The organism is Rhizobium yanglingense (genome assembly GCF_977109285.1).
This window is the reverse complement of record NZ_CDSAWY010000005.1, coordinates 828,936-841,939: the sequence shown is the minus strand read 5'-3', so window position 1 is coordinate 841,939 and position 13,004 is coordinate 828,936. Positions and strand designations below refer to the sequence as shown.

The window sequence follows — 13,004 nt, the reverse complement described above, 5'->3', positions numbered from 1 at the left end:
TCCGCTCCTGTCATGCGCCGCGAAGGCACAATACCGGCCTTGGGCCGGTTCTCATGTTTCCGGCCTTGACTGCCGCGCTCAGGCACCGGACAAGCCGGCCCGCCTATCAGTGCCGCGTTTCTTCGTCCATATCCGGCGCTGCCCACATCTTTTCGATGTTGTAGAACTCGCGGATTTCGGGGCGGAAGACGTGCACGATGATATCGCCGGTGTCGATCAGGACCCAATCACCGCCGTCCTTGCCCTCAACGCGGGCTGCGCCAAAGCCCTCGTCTTTCAAGTCGGTGAGCAGATGATCCGCGATCGCCAGGACATGGCGGTTCGATCGGCCGGAGACGACGACCATATAGTCCCCCAGCGCAGATTTCCCAGCAATGTCGATGGTGACGATATCTTCAGCTTTGGAGTCCTCAAGGCTCGTGAGGACAGCTTGCAGAGCGCGGGCGGCGGCATCGGCGCCACGTTCCAGGCTCTTCGGGACAACGGCGAGCGTTCTTCCCTTGGCGTGTACTGTTGTCAGTGCTTTTCCTTTCCTGCAATAACAGAACATGCGCATCACTGATTTGGGCGAACCAAATCATGGTTAAGATAGGCATCAAACTGCTAATCTTTCAAGACACGAGCCGGTTTTCATTTCGCGAAGACTTAAATTCGCGTTCAAGATTTATGTCGTTACCGGCAGCAAGGCGGCTGTGTACAGCGCCAACGGCCAAGCGTAAAGTGGCTGCGATTTTCCGTAAGTGCAGAACCGAATGGACACTACCGCCAGAAATCAACTCGTTCCCATCCTGCGCATCAGCTTTCCACACGAGGATCGCCTAGGCCACGGCAAGATGGAACTCCTGGAGCACATCCGCCAAACCGGCTCGATCTCGGCAGCCGGCAGGGCGATGGACATGTCCTACCGGCGCGCCTGGTTGCTCGTCAGCGACATGAACCGCATGTTCAACGCGCCGGTAGTCGAATCCCAGCGCGGCGGCCAGAAGGGTGGCGGCGCTGCGTTGACGCCGTTTGGCGAGGAGTTGCTATCGCGGTTTCGGCATATGGAGGACGCCATGCGAGCAGCCCTTGCGGGTGATCTTGCCTGGCTGGAAGGCAACCGCCGTCAGGCCGAGGCGGCAAGAAAATAGTCAAGGCTGCAGCGCGACTGTCTTGATGACAGCGAAGACAGGCTTGTTGGGCACAAGATCGAGCCTCCCAACGGACAGGGCGGTGATACGCGACAGGATGATATCGCCGCCGCAGTCGATCTGCACCTCGACCGTTCCGTCTTCCGCAGGCGATATCTGTCGGACGATGCCGTCGATAATATTCAATGCGCTTAAACCTTCCGGCCTGACGGTCGCCAGCATGACATCGCGGGAAGGAATGTGGACGCGAACGCGCTTGCCCGGCGGCACCGTGGCACCCGGCACATAGAGGCGGGACGCCTTCAACGCGAGCGTCGCAAGGCGATGTTTTTCATCGAAGCTTTCGACGGTGCCTTCCAGAAGGGCACCTGCTTCGCGCCGGTCTTCGGCCGCCGAAGGACGGCTCAGCACATCCGTCGCGCTACCCGCCGCCTCAACCTTGCCATCGCGCATCACGACGACCTGATTGGCGAGGCGCGCCACTTCGAAGATCGAATGGCTGACATAGACGATCGGAATCTGCGTCTCGTCACGCAGGCGTTCGAGATAGGGCAGGATCTCGGCTTTGCGGGCCTCGTCAAGCGCTGCGAGCGGTTCGTCCATCAGCAAAAGACGCGGAGAGGAAAGCAGCGCACGGCCGATCGCCACCCGTTGCTTTTCTCCGCCTGAGAGATTGGAAGGGCTCCGATCGAGCAGGCTTTCGATACCGAGCAGGTCGACGATGTGGTCAAAGTTGCCGGTTGGCGAAACCTTCGGCGCGAACCAGCTTCCATAGGAGAGGTTCTTTCGAACGCTCAAGTGCGGGAAGAGCCTGCCATCCTGGAAGACATAGCCGAAACGGCGGCGATGGCGGGGAACGAAGATGCCTTTGGCCGTGTCGGTGAGCGGCGTACCGTCGAGGAGAACACGGCCTTCATCCGGCCGGACGAGGCCGGCAATGATGCGGATCATCGAGGTCTTGCCCGAACCGGACCGGCCGAAGAGGGCCGTCACGCCGACTTCGGAGGTAAAGGCTGCATCAAGGGTGAAGGCGCCGAAGCGGTGCCTGGTTTCGATGGTGAGCGTCATTCCGGGTCTATCCTCCGGCCCGCGAGATGCGCCATGAATTCAGACGCCAGCAGCGCTGCCATGGAGATGACGATAGCAACCAGGGTAAGGCGCATAGCGCCGGCATCGCCACCTGGGACCTGGGTGAATGTGTAGATGGCCGAAGACAGCGTCTGCGTCTCGCCCGGGATGTTCGATACGAAAGTGATAGTTGCGCCAAATTCGCCCATGGCCTTGGCAAAGGACAGGATCATCCCGACGATGATTCCTGGCGTCGTCAGCGGCAGCGTGACGGTGAGGAACACCCATAGCGGGCTCGCGCCGAGGGTGCCTGCCGCTTCCTCGATCCTGCGGTCGATTGCCTCGATCGAAAGCCGTATGCTTCGGACCATCAGCGGGAACCCCATGACCGCACAGGCGAGAGCTGCGCCTGTCCAACGGAAGGAAAAGACAATCCCGAAATATTGATCCAGCAAGGTGCCGATCGGTCCCCTGCGGCCGAAGAGGATCAGAAGAATGAAGCCGGTGACGACCGGCGGAAGAATTCAGCGGCAGATGAACGATGCCATTGACAACAGCCTTGCCATAGAAGCGGCCGCGGGCAAGAAGCAGCGCAACCGCAATGCCGAACGGCAGGCTCGCGAACATGGCGACAACGGAAACCCGCAGGCTGAGCAAGATCGCCGTCCACTCATCATTGCTCAGGCCAAAATCCAAGTTGGTATCTCCGATAGATCGGTTTGAAGCTGCAGGATAAAATCCCTATTCACTTCAGGATCGTAAAGCCCTGCGCAGTAAAGAAGCGAGCGGCGTTCTCCGACTTTAGAAACTTTAGATAGGCAACGGCGTCGGGGTTCTTGCTGGCGGCAAGCAGAGCGATAGGGTAAATGATCGGCGGATGCGAATCGGCTGGAAACATGCCGACGATTGCGACGCCTTCGTCTGCCGCCGCATCTGTCTGATAGACAATGCCATAAGGCGCTTCGCCGCGGGAGACGAGCGCAAGAGCGGCACGCACGCTTTGGGCACCGGCAATCTTCGGCTCCACCGATGTCCAGACGCCGAGCTTGTCGAGCGCGGCCTTGCCGTATTTGCCGGCGGGGACGGATGTCACTTCTCCCATGGCGAGCCTGCCATCGCCAAGAAGACCGGAAAGATCGAAACCCGGCTTGATATCGACTTGCTTCGCCTGATCGCTGGCAGTCACTAGCACGATGCGGTTGCCAAGGAAGTCTGCGCGGGTGTCTTCCCGGATTAGGCCCCTCTTGGCGACGTAGTCCATCCAGTCGAGATCGGCGGGGATGAAGATATCGGCTGGTGCGCCATTTTCGATCTGCTTGGCGAGTGCGGAGCTCGCTGCATAGGAAACGACGGCTTCCTTGCCGCTTTCCTTTGCCCAGGCTGCATTTGCGGCGTCAAGCGCATTCTTGAGGCTCGCCGCCGCAAAGACGGTAATTCTATCTGCGGCGCCTGCGGGCTGGGGCAGCAGCCCTGCAGCGCCAATCCAGGCCACGGAAAACATCCCGACGACGCGTTTCATCCATTGCCGGCGATTATGCATATCTTCACTTCCCCTTCGAAATATTCAGAGGAATATATCGATATCGATAGAATTGGCTATGGATATGTTTTGAAGAATATATCGTCTTTTAAATTGTTTGATGACGAAAAGTTTCGAAGCGGCGGCATCCGTTTGCACTATCCCGCCGCAACCTCTGATGAAACGGACCTTAAGTAAGGCGTTCTGCTGGAGCTAGGATTTGATGATGTCACGCCGAATCGGGCGGTCGATATCAGTCCTTGGGCTTGCGGCTATGCTGCCAGCAAGGTGGACATCCTCGACAACCGCGCGCCCGGCATCGCCTGTTACCATGCCGGTTACACGCTCGTGGAAAAGCTTCAAACGATCTCCACGAAATTCCGCAAGCAGCGCGAAACGGGCGAATTCCCCGCCAATTTCCTGTCCGTCGCCGGGTGTCACATCGTTATTGGACAAGCCGGACGGCGCCGAGATTATTGATTTCGTTGCTCGCCAGTTCCGACTTGCAATCGAGCTTGAAAGTACTGTTGCCGGTCATGGTAATTTCCTGGGCGATGATTTGGACGCACTCGCCAGACGTCGTACCATTGCCGGAATACTCGACTTCTTCGGCTGCTGGCATGTAGATGATGCCGCTGATGTTCGAGTTGCTGTTGCCATTGATCACTGCGGAGGCCGTGTTATTGCGGTCGGCGACGATAACGAAACCCGCCCATGGCCCCGATGTCGGGGCATTGACGTTAACGGTCGAACCGCCATGAATGTCGACTTCAGCGCCATTGAGCAGGAAGAATGTGACCCCTTCGCCAGTGATGACCGACTGGCTCCCGAAACTCAGCTTGCCCCCGTCAATGATGTAGTCACCGGGTTGCAGCTTCACATCGCCCTTGACCTGGAGACCCTTGTACGTCCCGGGCACCAGTTCGCCGGAGCCGTTGTTCTTGGCCAACGTCCCTGCTTTCGGCATCGTTTTGAGTTTGAACGGGTCAAGGGCCGCTGCCGTTCCTTCGTACGGCTTGTCGCATTCGAGATCGATTTTGTACGGCGAGGCGGAGACCTTGCCTGGCGTATAAAGACATTCCGCCTTTAGGCTTCCTGATCCACCGACATAGATGGCTTCGTTGCTGCGCGAGTTCGCGGTGATCGTACAATTCGACGTGTCGACCTTCGAACTACCCGCAACCTCGAAGGCGCGGTCTGCCGTCCGGCTGAGCGCCAGAATGCAGGCTTCGCTGCCCGCTTGGTAAGTGGTGCTGCTGCGGCGCGAGATAGGGAATGATAATCGAGTGAGAAATACCGGCTGGTAGTTGGCTGCATAGTCAGCCGTCGCCGTTACCTGCTGTCCCGCCAGGGAATAGACGATATGCAGGGATGGAGGTTCTGCTGCCGGGGTGATTGCATCGTTGCCCTGGGAGACGGCAGCCACCTCTTGATAATTGCCGAAGAACATTTCGTTCGCCAATTGAGTGGCTTCCGCCTCGCTGTAGCCCTCGCCGTAAAGGCGCACCGCCGCAAGCGTGGCGCTGTCCAACGCCTCCTGCAATTTGTCAGCCTCGAAACTGGCATTAACGAAGTCGATCGCGACGGAGGCCGCCCCCAGTAAGGGAACGATTGCAACCGCAGTCAGGATTGCAAAGTTGCCGACCTCGTCGCGAATAAATCGATCGACATGCCGTTTGAGAACTTCACGCATGAGTATGCCCCCAGTTCCGAGTACCCAAGCTGAAGTATTAGATGTTAGCAATATACGATTGATTGCTTATTTCATTCGAATTGTACGTATCCCAAAGAATACAAATCCTACCCGTGTGCCAAAACGCCCGCTTTTGCGCATTCCGGGAATAGATGGACCTGTCCAGCGCAAGCGCTCATGCGCCAGGTCATCAATCTGTTCGGCAAGTAGCAGTCACGCGGAAAACGCCGGGTACGTGCCGAGCTACGAGGGCCAAGGTGGCCGAGGTCGATCAGTTGCTTGAGGTCGATCAGTTACTGAGGCGGAGACGGTTCGTAGGCGGCTCGGGAGCCAGTCCAGACCCAATTGCTCCGGCATCGGAGGCAGGGTCGGGCGAGATGCTGCCCCTGCGTGGTCGCGTTTGCTACTGAAACAGTCGGCAGCCGCTACGGCCCGACGCGTCATAGCTTGGCGAATCTGGCCTGGTCCTAACTTCGTCAGTTTTGCGCCCTCTCCAGCTTGAGGACCGCTCCGCCCTCGCTTTTGGACTAGAATTCCGCTCACGTGGATATGCTATTAGACTGTGCGAACGGGATAGAGCAAATTTCCCATGCCGCAAAAAGCGGCAACACTGAGATATGGATTCGAGGAGCTTTGCGCACATCGCATTGCTGCAATGCAATATACGATATTCCAGTTTACCGAAATTATGGTAAAACATACTTATCGAAACGGCGATCTCCTCCTCCCAAAGCCGTTAGATATGGGTCGGCAGCACTCCTCCTCCCAGCTGTCGATCAAGTTTATAAAGCCCGACGGATCCTCCCCCGTCGGGCTTTTCATTTGTCAGCCTTCCTGAAATTGCCGCTACTCAGCCGCTTTGCGAATAGCGGTCGAACTCAATGCCGAGCGCGGGCCATGAATAAAGGTCCAGGCAGGGGCGGATTTTTTCCAGAGCACGCGGGCATCGTCCTCGTCGATACGGGCGAAATCGAAAGTCTTTGCCATTTTCGACGAGAGATAGGAAAGCGTCGCCCCGGGGCGATCGATGACGGCGATCGGGAAGGTGCGCGCGATCTCTTGCCACTTTTGCCATTTGTGGAAGGTTTGCAGGCTGTCGGCACCCATGATCCAGATGAAATGGATGTTCGGATTGCGCGCCTTTACCCTGGCGAGTGTGTTTGCCGTGTAACTGACGCCGAATGCCTGTTCGAATGCAGTCACCTTGATATGCGGATCGGTTGTGATCGCTTCGCTGAGTGCGATCCGCTCGGCAAGCGGCGCAAGATGGTTGCGATTTTTCAGCGGATTGCCAGGCGTCACCATCCACCAGAGTTGGTCGAGGCCGAGGCGCCGTATGGCGATCTCCGCAACCAGCGCATGCCCCTGGTGCGGTGGATTAAAGGATCCGCCGAAAAGACCGACGACCATGCCGCGCTCGGTGTGCGGCATGCGAAGGTAGCGACGGTCTATTTCGTCTGTCGTCACGTCAGGGCCGCGTTTGTCCGGTGCCGCGCACGCGGTATTTGAAGGAAGTCAGCTGCTCGACACCAACAGGACCGCGGGCATGCATCTTGCCCGTCGCAATACCGATTTCCGCACCCATGCCAAACTCGCCGCCGTCGGCAAATTGCGTGGAAGCGTTATGCAGCAGGATGGCCGAATCGATCTCGGTGAAGAATCGCTCGACGACGGCCGGATCTTCCGCGATCACCGCTTCCGTATGGTTCGAGGAATACTTTTGGATATGTGCGATCGCGCCGGAAATGCCGTCCACGACGGCAACGGAAATGACCGCATCGAGATATTCGGTCGACCAATCCTCCTCGGTCGCCGGCTTCATGCCCGGGGCAACCTTCAACACTGTGGCGGATGCGCGGATTTCACAGCCGGCCTCGGCCAGCACTTTAAGAAGCGGTGTCAGATGCGTGCCGATTGCAGCGCCGTCGACAAGCAGGGTTTCCACGGCCCCGCAGATGCCTGTGCGGCGCATCTTGGCGTTGACGATGATCCTCTTTGCCATTTCGATATCGGCAGACTTGTCTACATAGATGTGGCAAAGACCCTCGAGATGGGCAAAAACCGGCACGCGGGCTTCGTTCTGCACGCGGGCGACGAGGCTCTTGCCGCCGCGCGGCACGATGACGTCGATTGCACCGTCCAAGCCCCGCAGCATGGCGCCAACGGCGGCACGGTCCGAAACCGGAACGAGCTGTATGGCATGCTCCGGAAGATCGGCTGCCTTCAGCCCTTCAACGAGGCAGGCATGGATCGCCTGCGATGAACGGCGCGAATCCGAACCGCATCGCAGGATCACAGCATTGCCTGCCTTTAGGCAAAGCGCACCGGCATCTGCCGTCACATTCGGCCGGCTTTCGAAGATCACGCCGATGACGCCGAGAGGTGTGCGGACCCGCTCGATCTTCAGTTCGTTCGGCCGATCCCAGGCGGCAATCACTTCGCCGACCGGATCTCTCAGCGCAGCAATGGCGCGGATGCCTTCGGCCATTTCGGTGATGCGCTGGTCATTCAATGTCAGGCGGTCGATGAAGGAGGCAAGCATATCGGTGCCAGCGACATCCTTCAGATCCTTGGCGTTTTCAGCAAGGATGTGCTCCTTGCCTGCGAGGATCGCGTCGGCCATCGCATTCAGCGCCTTGTTCTTGGCCTCGGTGGACGCAAAGCCTAACGGTCGTGCCGCAGCCTTGGCCTTGCGGCCGATGTCGTTCATCAGCGCGTCAATGTCAGGGCTTTGCACAACGGTCTCAAGCATGGGCCGTGTCCTTCTTCTGTCTTTCCGATTTCGAATTTACCTGTGACGTCATCACCATATCGTCGCGATGGATCATGGCGGTACGGCCGGGATAACCGAGGATCGCTTCGATCTCCGTTGATTTGCGGCCAACGATCCGGCGGGCGTCTTCTGCGTCGTAGCTGACGAGGCCGCGGGCGATCTCGCGCCCCGAAGGGCCGATGATTGCCACGGTGTCCCCCCGGCTAAAAAGCCCGATCACCTTGCGAACGCCGGCGGGAAGCAGGCTCTTGCCCGCACCCAGCGCCGCCACGGCGCCGTCATCGACATGCAGTTCTCCGGCTGGCTGCAACTGACCTGCGATCCAGGTCTTGCGGGCGGTCACGGGGGTGCCGGAGGGTGCAAACCAGGAGGAACGTGCGCCGTTCGAAATCGCCGATAGCGGGCTATCCGTTTTGCCGGAAGCAATGATCATTGCGCAGCCCGACGTCGTCGCGATCTTGCCGGCGTCGATCTTCGTGCGCATGCCGCCGCGCGAAAGCTCGGAAGCGGCGCCGCCTGCCATGGCTTCGATCTCCGGAGTGATCTCGGCGATCGTCTCAAGGAATTCCGCCCCTGGATCGAGGTGCGGCGGCGCCGTATAAAGCCCATCGATATCGGATAGAAGGATCAGCAGGTCGGCGCCCGTCATCGTTGCGACACGGGCCGCGAGGCGATCATTGTCGCCGTACCGGATTTCGCTGGTCGCGACGGTGTCGTTCTCATTGATGATCGGAACGGCGCCGATCTTCAGCAACTGGTTGATCGTGGCACGGGCGTTCAAATAGCGGCGGCGTTCTTCGGTATCACCGAGCGTCAGCAGGATTTGGCCCGCCACGATCTCATCGCGCGAAAGGCTTTCCGACCAGGCACGCGCGAGCGAAATCTGGCCGACGGCTGCGGCCGCCTGGCTTTCCTCCAGTTTCAGCGCACCAGAAGGCAGATCCAGCACAGAGCGGCCGAGCGCGATTGCGCCCGAGGAAACGACAAGCACATCCGCGCCTCTTGCCTTCAGTGCGGCGATATCGGCGCACATTTTATCCAGCCACGCGCTTCTGAGCCCGGTCTTGCGGTCAACAAGGAGTGCTGAGCCGATCTTGATGACGATGCGGCGGTAGCGATCGAGCGGCTTACGCGTCGTCATCCGTTCTGTCCTCGTCGGCAGCGATCATGTCGCGATGCCGCAGCTTCGGCGCTTTGGCCGGCTTCTCGCCGCCCGCATTCGCTTCGACAATGATGTCGCGCAAAGCTCGCAGAACCTCGGTCATGCCCTTGCCGGTCACGGCCGAAATCTGGAACGGCGTCTTGCCGCAAGCCTTGGCGAGCTCCTTCGTCTTCTTCTTCAGCGTCGCGTCGTCGAGCACGTCGATTTGTGAGAGCGCAACGATTTCCGCTTTGTCGGTCAGTTCGTTGCCGTAGGCCTCAAGCTCGTTCTTCACAGTCGTATAGGCTTTGCCAACCTTTTCCTCCTGCGCCGAGACCAGATGCAGCAGCACGCGAGTACGCTCGACATGGCCGAGGAACCGGTCGCCGATGCCGACGCCCTCGTGCGCGCCTTCGATCAGCCCCGGGATGTCGGCGAGAATGAATTCCTGTCCGTCGATGGTTGCCACCCCGAGATTCGGATGCAGCGTGGTGAAGGGATAATTGGCGATCTTCGGCCGCGCGCGGGTGACTGCCGCCAGGAACGTCGACTTTCCGGCATTGGGCAGACCGACGAGCCCGGCGTCCGCAATCAGCTTCAGATGCAGCCAGATCGTCTTTTCCTCGCCAGCAAGGCCCGGATTTGCCCAATCCGGTGCCTGATTGACCGAGGACTTGAAATGCGCATTCCCAAAGCCGCCGTTGCCGCCGGCGGCAAGCCGGAAACGCTGTCCTTCTTCCGTCAGGTCGCAGATCAGCGTTTCCTGGTCTTCTTCGAGCACCTGTGTTCCGACCGGGACCTTGAGCGTCACGTCGTCGCCATTGGCGCCGGTGCGGTTCTTGCCCATGCCGTGCATGCCGATCTTGGCCTTGAAATGCTGCTGGTAGCGGAAGTCGATCAGCGTGTTAAGCCCGTTGACGGCTTCAACCCAGACATCGCCTCCGCGTCCGCCGTCGCCGCCGTCCGGCCCGCCGAACTCGATGAACTTCTCGCGCCGGAACGAGACGCTGCCTGCGCCGCCGTCACCGGACCGGATATAGACCTTTGCTTCGTCGAGAAATTTCATTTTACTTCCATCATCGGTGGCTTTTTACGCGCCCCATCCTGCCGCTTTCGATATAGGCGGTTCAAGCTAAGGTCAAAGATTATCGTGAAGTTTGCGAGCTATAACATACAGTACGGCTTCGGTCTTGATGGGATTTATGATCTTGGCCGTATTGCGGACAGCCTCGATGGCGCGGATATCATCGGGCTTCAGGAGGTGACCAGAGGGTTCTCGCGAAACGATTTTTCCGACATGGCGGCCGATCTCGCGGCCTTCTTTCCCAACCATTTCTGGGTCTATGGCCCGGCCTGCGATCTGCATGTCGACGCCGGTGAAGAGGGCTTTCCGCCGCGCGGCACGCGCTTCCAGTTCGGCAACATGATCCTTTCGCGTTGGCCGATCCTGTCGGCGCGCACTCTGCTTTTGCCGCGCAGCCGCACAGTTTCGAAAATCAATTTGCAGCGTGGGGCGAGCGAGGCCGTCATCGATACGCCGGAAGGCGCGTTTCGCGTCTATTCCGTTCATCTCGATCACGTTTCGCCCGACGAGCGTATCCGCCAGCTCGCCTATTTGAACGAGCGCATCAATGCGTTTCCGTTCGAGGGCGGTTGCCTGACGGGTGCCAGCGAATTCGAGATTGCGGATCTGCCGCTTCCGGAAGACTACGTCATCCTGGGTGATTTCAACATGGTGCCGGAATCGCCGGAATATTGCTCGTTTGCCGGGACGAGGGACGGATATTACGGCCGCGTGCCGCGCATCGGAACACCTGTCGATGCGCTGGCCGCTCTCGAAGCCTACGCGCCCGCAAGCTATAGCTGGATGGACCCGAAGAATCACGGCAAGCGAATGCATCTCGATTACTGCTTTGTCAGTTGCGGCCTGCATGGCCGCTTGAAATCTGCTCATGTGGACACAGCTTCGGTGGGCTCCGACCATTTCCCTGTCTGGATTGAGATCGGCGGATAGAAAAGCACCGCAGCGCCGGCTGCGGTGTTCTTGTCTGGTCAGGCAGCCTTCGTGATCTGCAGAGCGCCGGGCTGAAGCACGGTTTCGACGTGCGATACCATGGTGTTGCGGGCGAAGCTGTAGATCTCCGCGCATCCCGTCATCCGGAAACCGAGCTTCTCCTGCAATCTCAGCGAGGCTGGATTATCCGCGAACACGCCCGAATGAACAGCGCTTTCCGGCATCCGCCGGGAAAAGCGCTCCAGCACGGCTGCGACAGCCTCGCTCATATAGCCGCGCCGCCAAAAGTAACGGTTCAGCCAGTAGCCAAGGTGCCAGCGGCCGTGGCGGAGCTCGACGGAGACGACGCCGATATGCGTGTCGTCGCCATCGGTGACCGCCAAGTGCCAATCCGGCAGACTGCCGGACGTCACGGGAACCAGCCAATCAAGCGCGTCCTGCCTGTCATAGGGCGCGGGCACGCGGGCAAGCATGCGGGTGATTGCGAAGTCGGACAGCAATTCGGCAATCGCATTCGCATCGGCCAGCCTGTGCGGGCGGAGCGTCAGCCGAGGCGTGGTGACGACCGGCGCGGGGCCGGGCGTCACTTGCTCGCTCTTGGGTCGCTGCAAGATGGCGGCGCTCATCACAGGCTCCCCCAACTTCTCAGCGACATCCAGGTCTTCCGGTCGAGCCGGTACCATTCCACGGGCACGTTGCTGCCGAGCGCCAGAGACGCGGCAAGGCCTGAGCCCTGGAACTGGAAGCCGCACTTCTGGATGACCCGCCGCGATGCGATGTTCATCACCCGGCAACGGGCGTCGATCTGATCGACGTTTTCGCGCGTGCGAAAGACCATATCGACCAGAGCGTGGCATGCTTCGGTCGTATAGCCTTGGTTCCAATAGGGTTCACCGAGCCAATAGCCGATCTCGACGGTACGCCCGTCTGCATGCGGCTCGACTCCGCAGCACCCCATGAAGGCGCCGTTTTCAGCTTTGGTGATGGCATAGACGCACTTACCAATCTCGCCATTCTTCGTCCGACGCACGAAGTCGGCTGCATCATTGGCGGTATATGGGTGCGGCATACGCGATACCATTGTGGCGACTTTGGCGTTGTTGGCGAGATGGGAAAGGGCGTCAATGTCTTCCTCGTGGGGCGCGCGCATGACGAGCCTTTCCGATAACAAGACAGGGCAATCGGTCCTTAACCGCTCCGGCCTCAGCCGTTCTTGGGGTGACCGTGATTGGTCAACCCTTATCAGTTCGCCTTGCATGTTCAGTCCTCCTTATGGACAAAGAAAAAGGGGAGATGGCGCCCCATCTCCCCTGTTTTCTGGACTGAACCTGGTACGGCCAGCCGGGTCGATGAGACGCCGGCTGTTTTTGAGCGCTACCGGCTTATTCCGCTGCTTCCGCTTTCGGCATTACAGACACGTACACGCGACCATTGGCCTTCGTTCGGTAGTCCACATTGCCTGCCGTAAGCGCAAAAATGGTGTGGTCCTTACCGAGGCCGACATTGGCGCCCGGATGCCACTGCGTACCGCGCTGACGCACGATAATGTTGCCTGCGATGACGGCTTCGCCGCCGAACTTCTTCACGCCAAGGCGCTTGGATTCGGAATCACGACCGTTACGCGACGAACCGCCAGCTTTTTTGTGTGCCATTGGAGTTCTCCTTT

At 59.3% G+C, this 13,004-nt stretch carries 14 protein-coding genes and 1 pseudogene; 2 read left to right on the top strand and 13 right to left on the bottom strand.

Annotated features, from left to right (window positions below):
- Nucleotides 1-106: 106 nt before the first annotated feature.
- The gene (rsfS, locus tag ACW4PC_RS13725; protein WP_028740009.1) at nt 107-550 is read right to left on the bottom strand and encodes a ribosome silencing factor; all 444 of its coding nucleotides are present in this window, start codon (nt 548-550) and stop codon (nt 107-109) included.
- Between the two features lie 202 nt (nt 551-752).
- Here rsfS and ACW4PC_RS13720 point away from each other — a divergent pair, with 202 nt between their 5' ends.
- The gene (locus tag ACW4PC_RS13720; RefSeq protein WP_455874158.1) at nt 753-1,130 is read left to right on the top strand and encodes a winged helix-turn-helix domain-containing protein; all 378 of its coding nucleotides are present in this window, start codon (nt 753-755) and stop codon (nt 1,128-1,130) included.
- Here ACW4PC_RS13720 and modC read toward each other — a convergent pair whose 3' ends face one another.
- The 9 genes and pseudogenes from modC to obgE all read right to left on the bottom strand — a co-directional run bounded on the left by modC (nt 1,131) and on the right by obgE (nt 10,390).
- A complete protein-coding gene (modC, locus tag ACW4PC_RS13715; RefSeq protein WP_455874157.1) occupies nt 1,131-2,198 on the bottom strand; it encodes a molybdenum ABC transporter ATP-binding protein in 1,068 nt (355 codons plus the stop codon).
- Nucleotides 2,195-2,894: pseudogene (modB, locus tag ACW4PC_RS13710) on the bottom strand (molybdate ABC transporter permease subunit). Before modB ends, modC begins: the two are co-directional and overlap by 4 nt.
- A gap of 49 nt (nt 2,895-2,943) precedes the next feature.
- Nucleotides 2,944-3,738: a molybdate ABC transporter substrate-binding protein gene (modA, locus tag ACW4PC_RS13705; RefSeq protein ID WP_455874156.1), complete on the bottom strand. Its 795-nt coding sequence runs from the start codon at nt 3,736-3,738 to the stop codon at nt 2,944-2,946.
- A 192-nt stretch (nt 3,739-3,930) separates the two neighbouring features.
- Nucleotides 3,931-4,173, bottom strand: a complete 243-nt coding sequence (locus ACW4PC_RS13700) for a hypothetical protein (RefSeq protein WP_455874155.1) — start codon at nt 4,171-4,173, stop codon at nt 3,931-3,933.
- The gene (locus ACW4PC_RS13695; protein WP_455874154.1) at nt 4,163-5,410 is read right to left on the bottom strand and encodes a TadE/TadG family type IV pilus assembly protein; all 1,248 of its coding nucleotides are present in this window, start codon (nt 5,408-5,410) and stop codon (nt 4,163-4,165) included. Before ACW4PC_RS13695 ends, ACW4PC_RS13700 begins: the two co-directional genes overlap by 11 nt.
- A gap of 846 nt (nt 5,411-6,256) precedes the next feature.
- A complete protein-coding gene (locus tag ACW4PC_RS13690) occupies nt 6,257-6,841 on the bottom strand; it encodes a nicotinate-nucleotide adenylyltransferase (RefSeq protein WP_239599670.1) in 585 nt (194 codons plus the stop codon).
- Nucleotides 6,842-6,878: 37 nt separating this feature from the next.
- A complete protein-coding gene (locus ACW4PC_RS13685; protein ID WP_455874153.1) occupies nt 6,879-8,162 on the bottom strand; it encodes a glutamate-5-semialdehyde dehydrogenase in 1,284 nt (427 codons plus the stop codon).
- Complete coding sequence (proB, locus tag ACW4PC_RS13680; RefSeq protein ID WP_455874152.1) at nt 8,155-9,324, bottom strand: glutamate 5-kinase; 1,170 nt, start codon at nt 9,322-9,324, stop codon at nt 8,155-8,157. The genes ACW4PC_RS13685 and proB overlap by 8 nt, the downstream gene beginning before the upstream one ends.
- A complete protein-coding gene (gene obgE / locus ACW4PC_RS13675; protein ID WP_022717531.1) occupies nt 9,311-10,390 on the bottom strand; it encodes a GTPase ObgE in 1,080 nt (359 codons plus the stop codon). The genes proB and obgE overlap by 14 nt, the downstream gene beginning before the upstream one ends.
- An 84-nt stretch (nt 10,391-10,474) precedes the next feature.
- On the opposite strand from obgE, the gene ACW4PC_RS13670 reads away from it, so the two are divergent.
- A complete protein-coding gene (locus ACW4PC_RS13670) occupies nt 10,475-11,338 on the top strand; it encodes an endonuclease/exonuclease/phosphatase family protein (RefSeq protein ID WP_455874151.1) in 864 nt (287 codons plus the stop codon).
- 38 nt (nt 11,339-11,376) lie between these two features.
- Here ACW4PC_RS13670 and ACW4PC_RS13665 read toward each other — a convergent pair whose 3' ends face one another.
- The 3 genes from ACW4PC_RS13665 to rpmA all read right to left on the bottom strand — a co-directional run bounded on the left by ACW4PC_RS13665 (nt 11,377) and on the right by rpmA (nt 12,990).
- Nucleotides 11,377-11,964: a GNAT family N-acetyltransferase gene (locus ACW4PC_RS13665; protein ID WP_455874150.1), complete on the bottom strand. Its 588-nt coding sequence runs from the start codon at nt 11,962-11,964 to the stop codon at nt 11,377-11,379.
- Nucleotides 11,964-12,596, bottom strand: coding sequence for a GNAT family N-acetyltransferase (locus ACW4PC_RS13660; protein ID WP_028740006.1), 633 nt, complete (start codon nt 12,594-12,596; stop codon nt 11,964-11,966). Before ACW4PC_RS13660 ends, ACW4PC_RS13665 begins: the two co-directional genes overlap by 1 nt.
- A 124-nt stretch (nt 12,597-12,720) precedes the next feature.
- Nucleotides 12,721-12,990: a 50S ribosomal protein L27 gene (rpmA, locus tag ACW4PC_RS13655; protein ID WP_022717527.1), complete on the bottom strand. Its 270-nt coding sequence runs from the start codon at nt 12,988-12,990 to the stop codon at nt 12,721-12,723.
- Nucleotides 12,991-13,004: the final 14 nt, after the last annotated feature.

Bases quoted from the DNA above. Each gene is read 5' to 3' on its own strand.
- rsfS (WP_028740009.1), bottom strand. From the start codon at position 550: ATGTTCTGTTATTGCAGGAAAGGAAAAGCACTGACAACAGTACACGCC.
- ACW4PC_RS13720 (WP_455874158.1), top strand. From the start codon at position 753: ATGGACACTACCGCCAGAAATCAACTCGTTCCCATCCTGCGCATCAGC.
- modC (WP_455874157.1), bottom strand. From the start codon at position 2,198: ATGACGCTCACCATCGAAACCAGGCACCGCTTCGGCGCCTTCACCCTT.
- modA (WP_455874156.1), bottom strand. From the start codon at position 3,738: ATGCATAATCGCCGGCAATGGATGAAACGCGTCGTCGGGATGTTTTCC.
- ACW4PC_RS13695 (WP_455874154.1), bottom strand. From the start codon at position 5,410: ATGCGTGAAGTTCTCAAACGGCATGTCGATCGATTTATTCGCGACGAG.
- ACW4PC_RS13690 (WP_239599670.1), bottom strand. From the start codon at position 6,841: ATGCCGCACACCGAGCGCGGCATGGTCGTCGGTCTTTTCGGCGGATCC.
- ACW4PC_RS13685 (WP_455874153.1), bottom strand. From the start codon at position 8,162: ATGCTTGAGACCGTTGTGCAAAGCCCTGACATTGACGCGCTGATGAAC.
- proB (WP_455874152.1), bottom strand. From the start codon at position 9,324: ATGACGACGCGTAAGCCGCTCGATCGCTACCGCCGCATCGTCATCAAG.
- obgE (WP_022717531.1), bottom strand. From the start codon at position 10,390: ATGAAATTTCTCGACGAAGCAAAGGTCTATATCCGGTCCGGTGACGGC.
- ACW4PC_RS13665 (WP_455874150.1), bottom strand. From the start codon at position 11,964: ATGAGCGCCGCCATCTTGCAGCGACCCAAGAGCGAGCAAGTGACGCCC.
- ACW4PC_RS13660 (WP_028740006.1), bottom strand. From the start codon at position 12,596: ATGCAAGGCGAACTGATAAGGGTTGACCAATCACGGTCACCCCAAGAA.
- rpmA (WP_022717527.1), bottom strand. From the start codon at position 12,990: ATGGCACACAAAAAAGCTGGCGGTTCGTCGCGTAACGGTCGTGATTCC.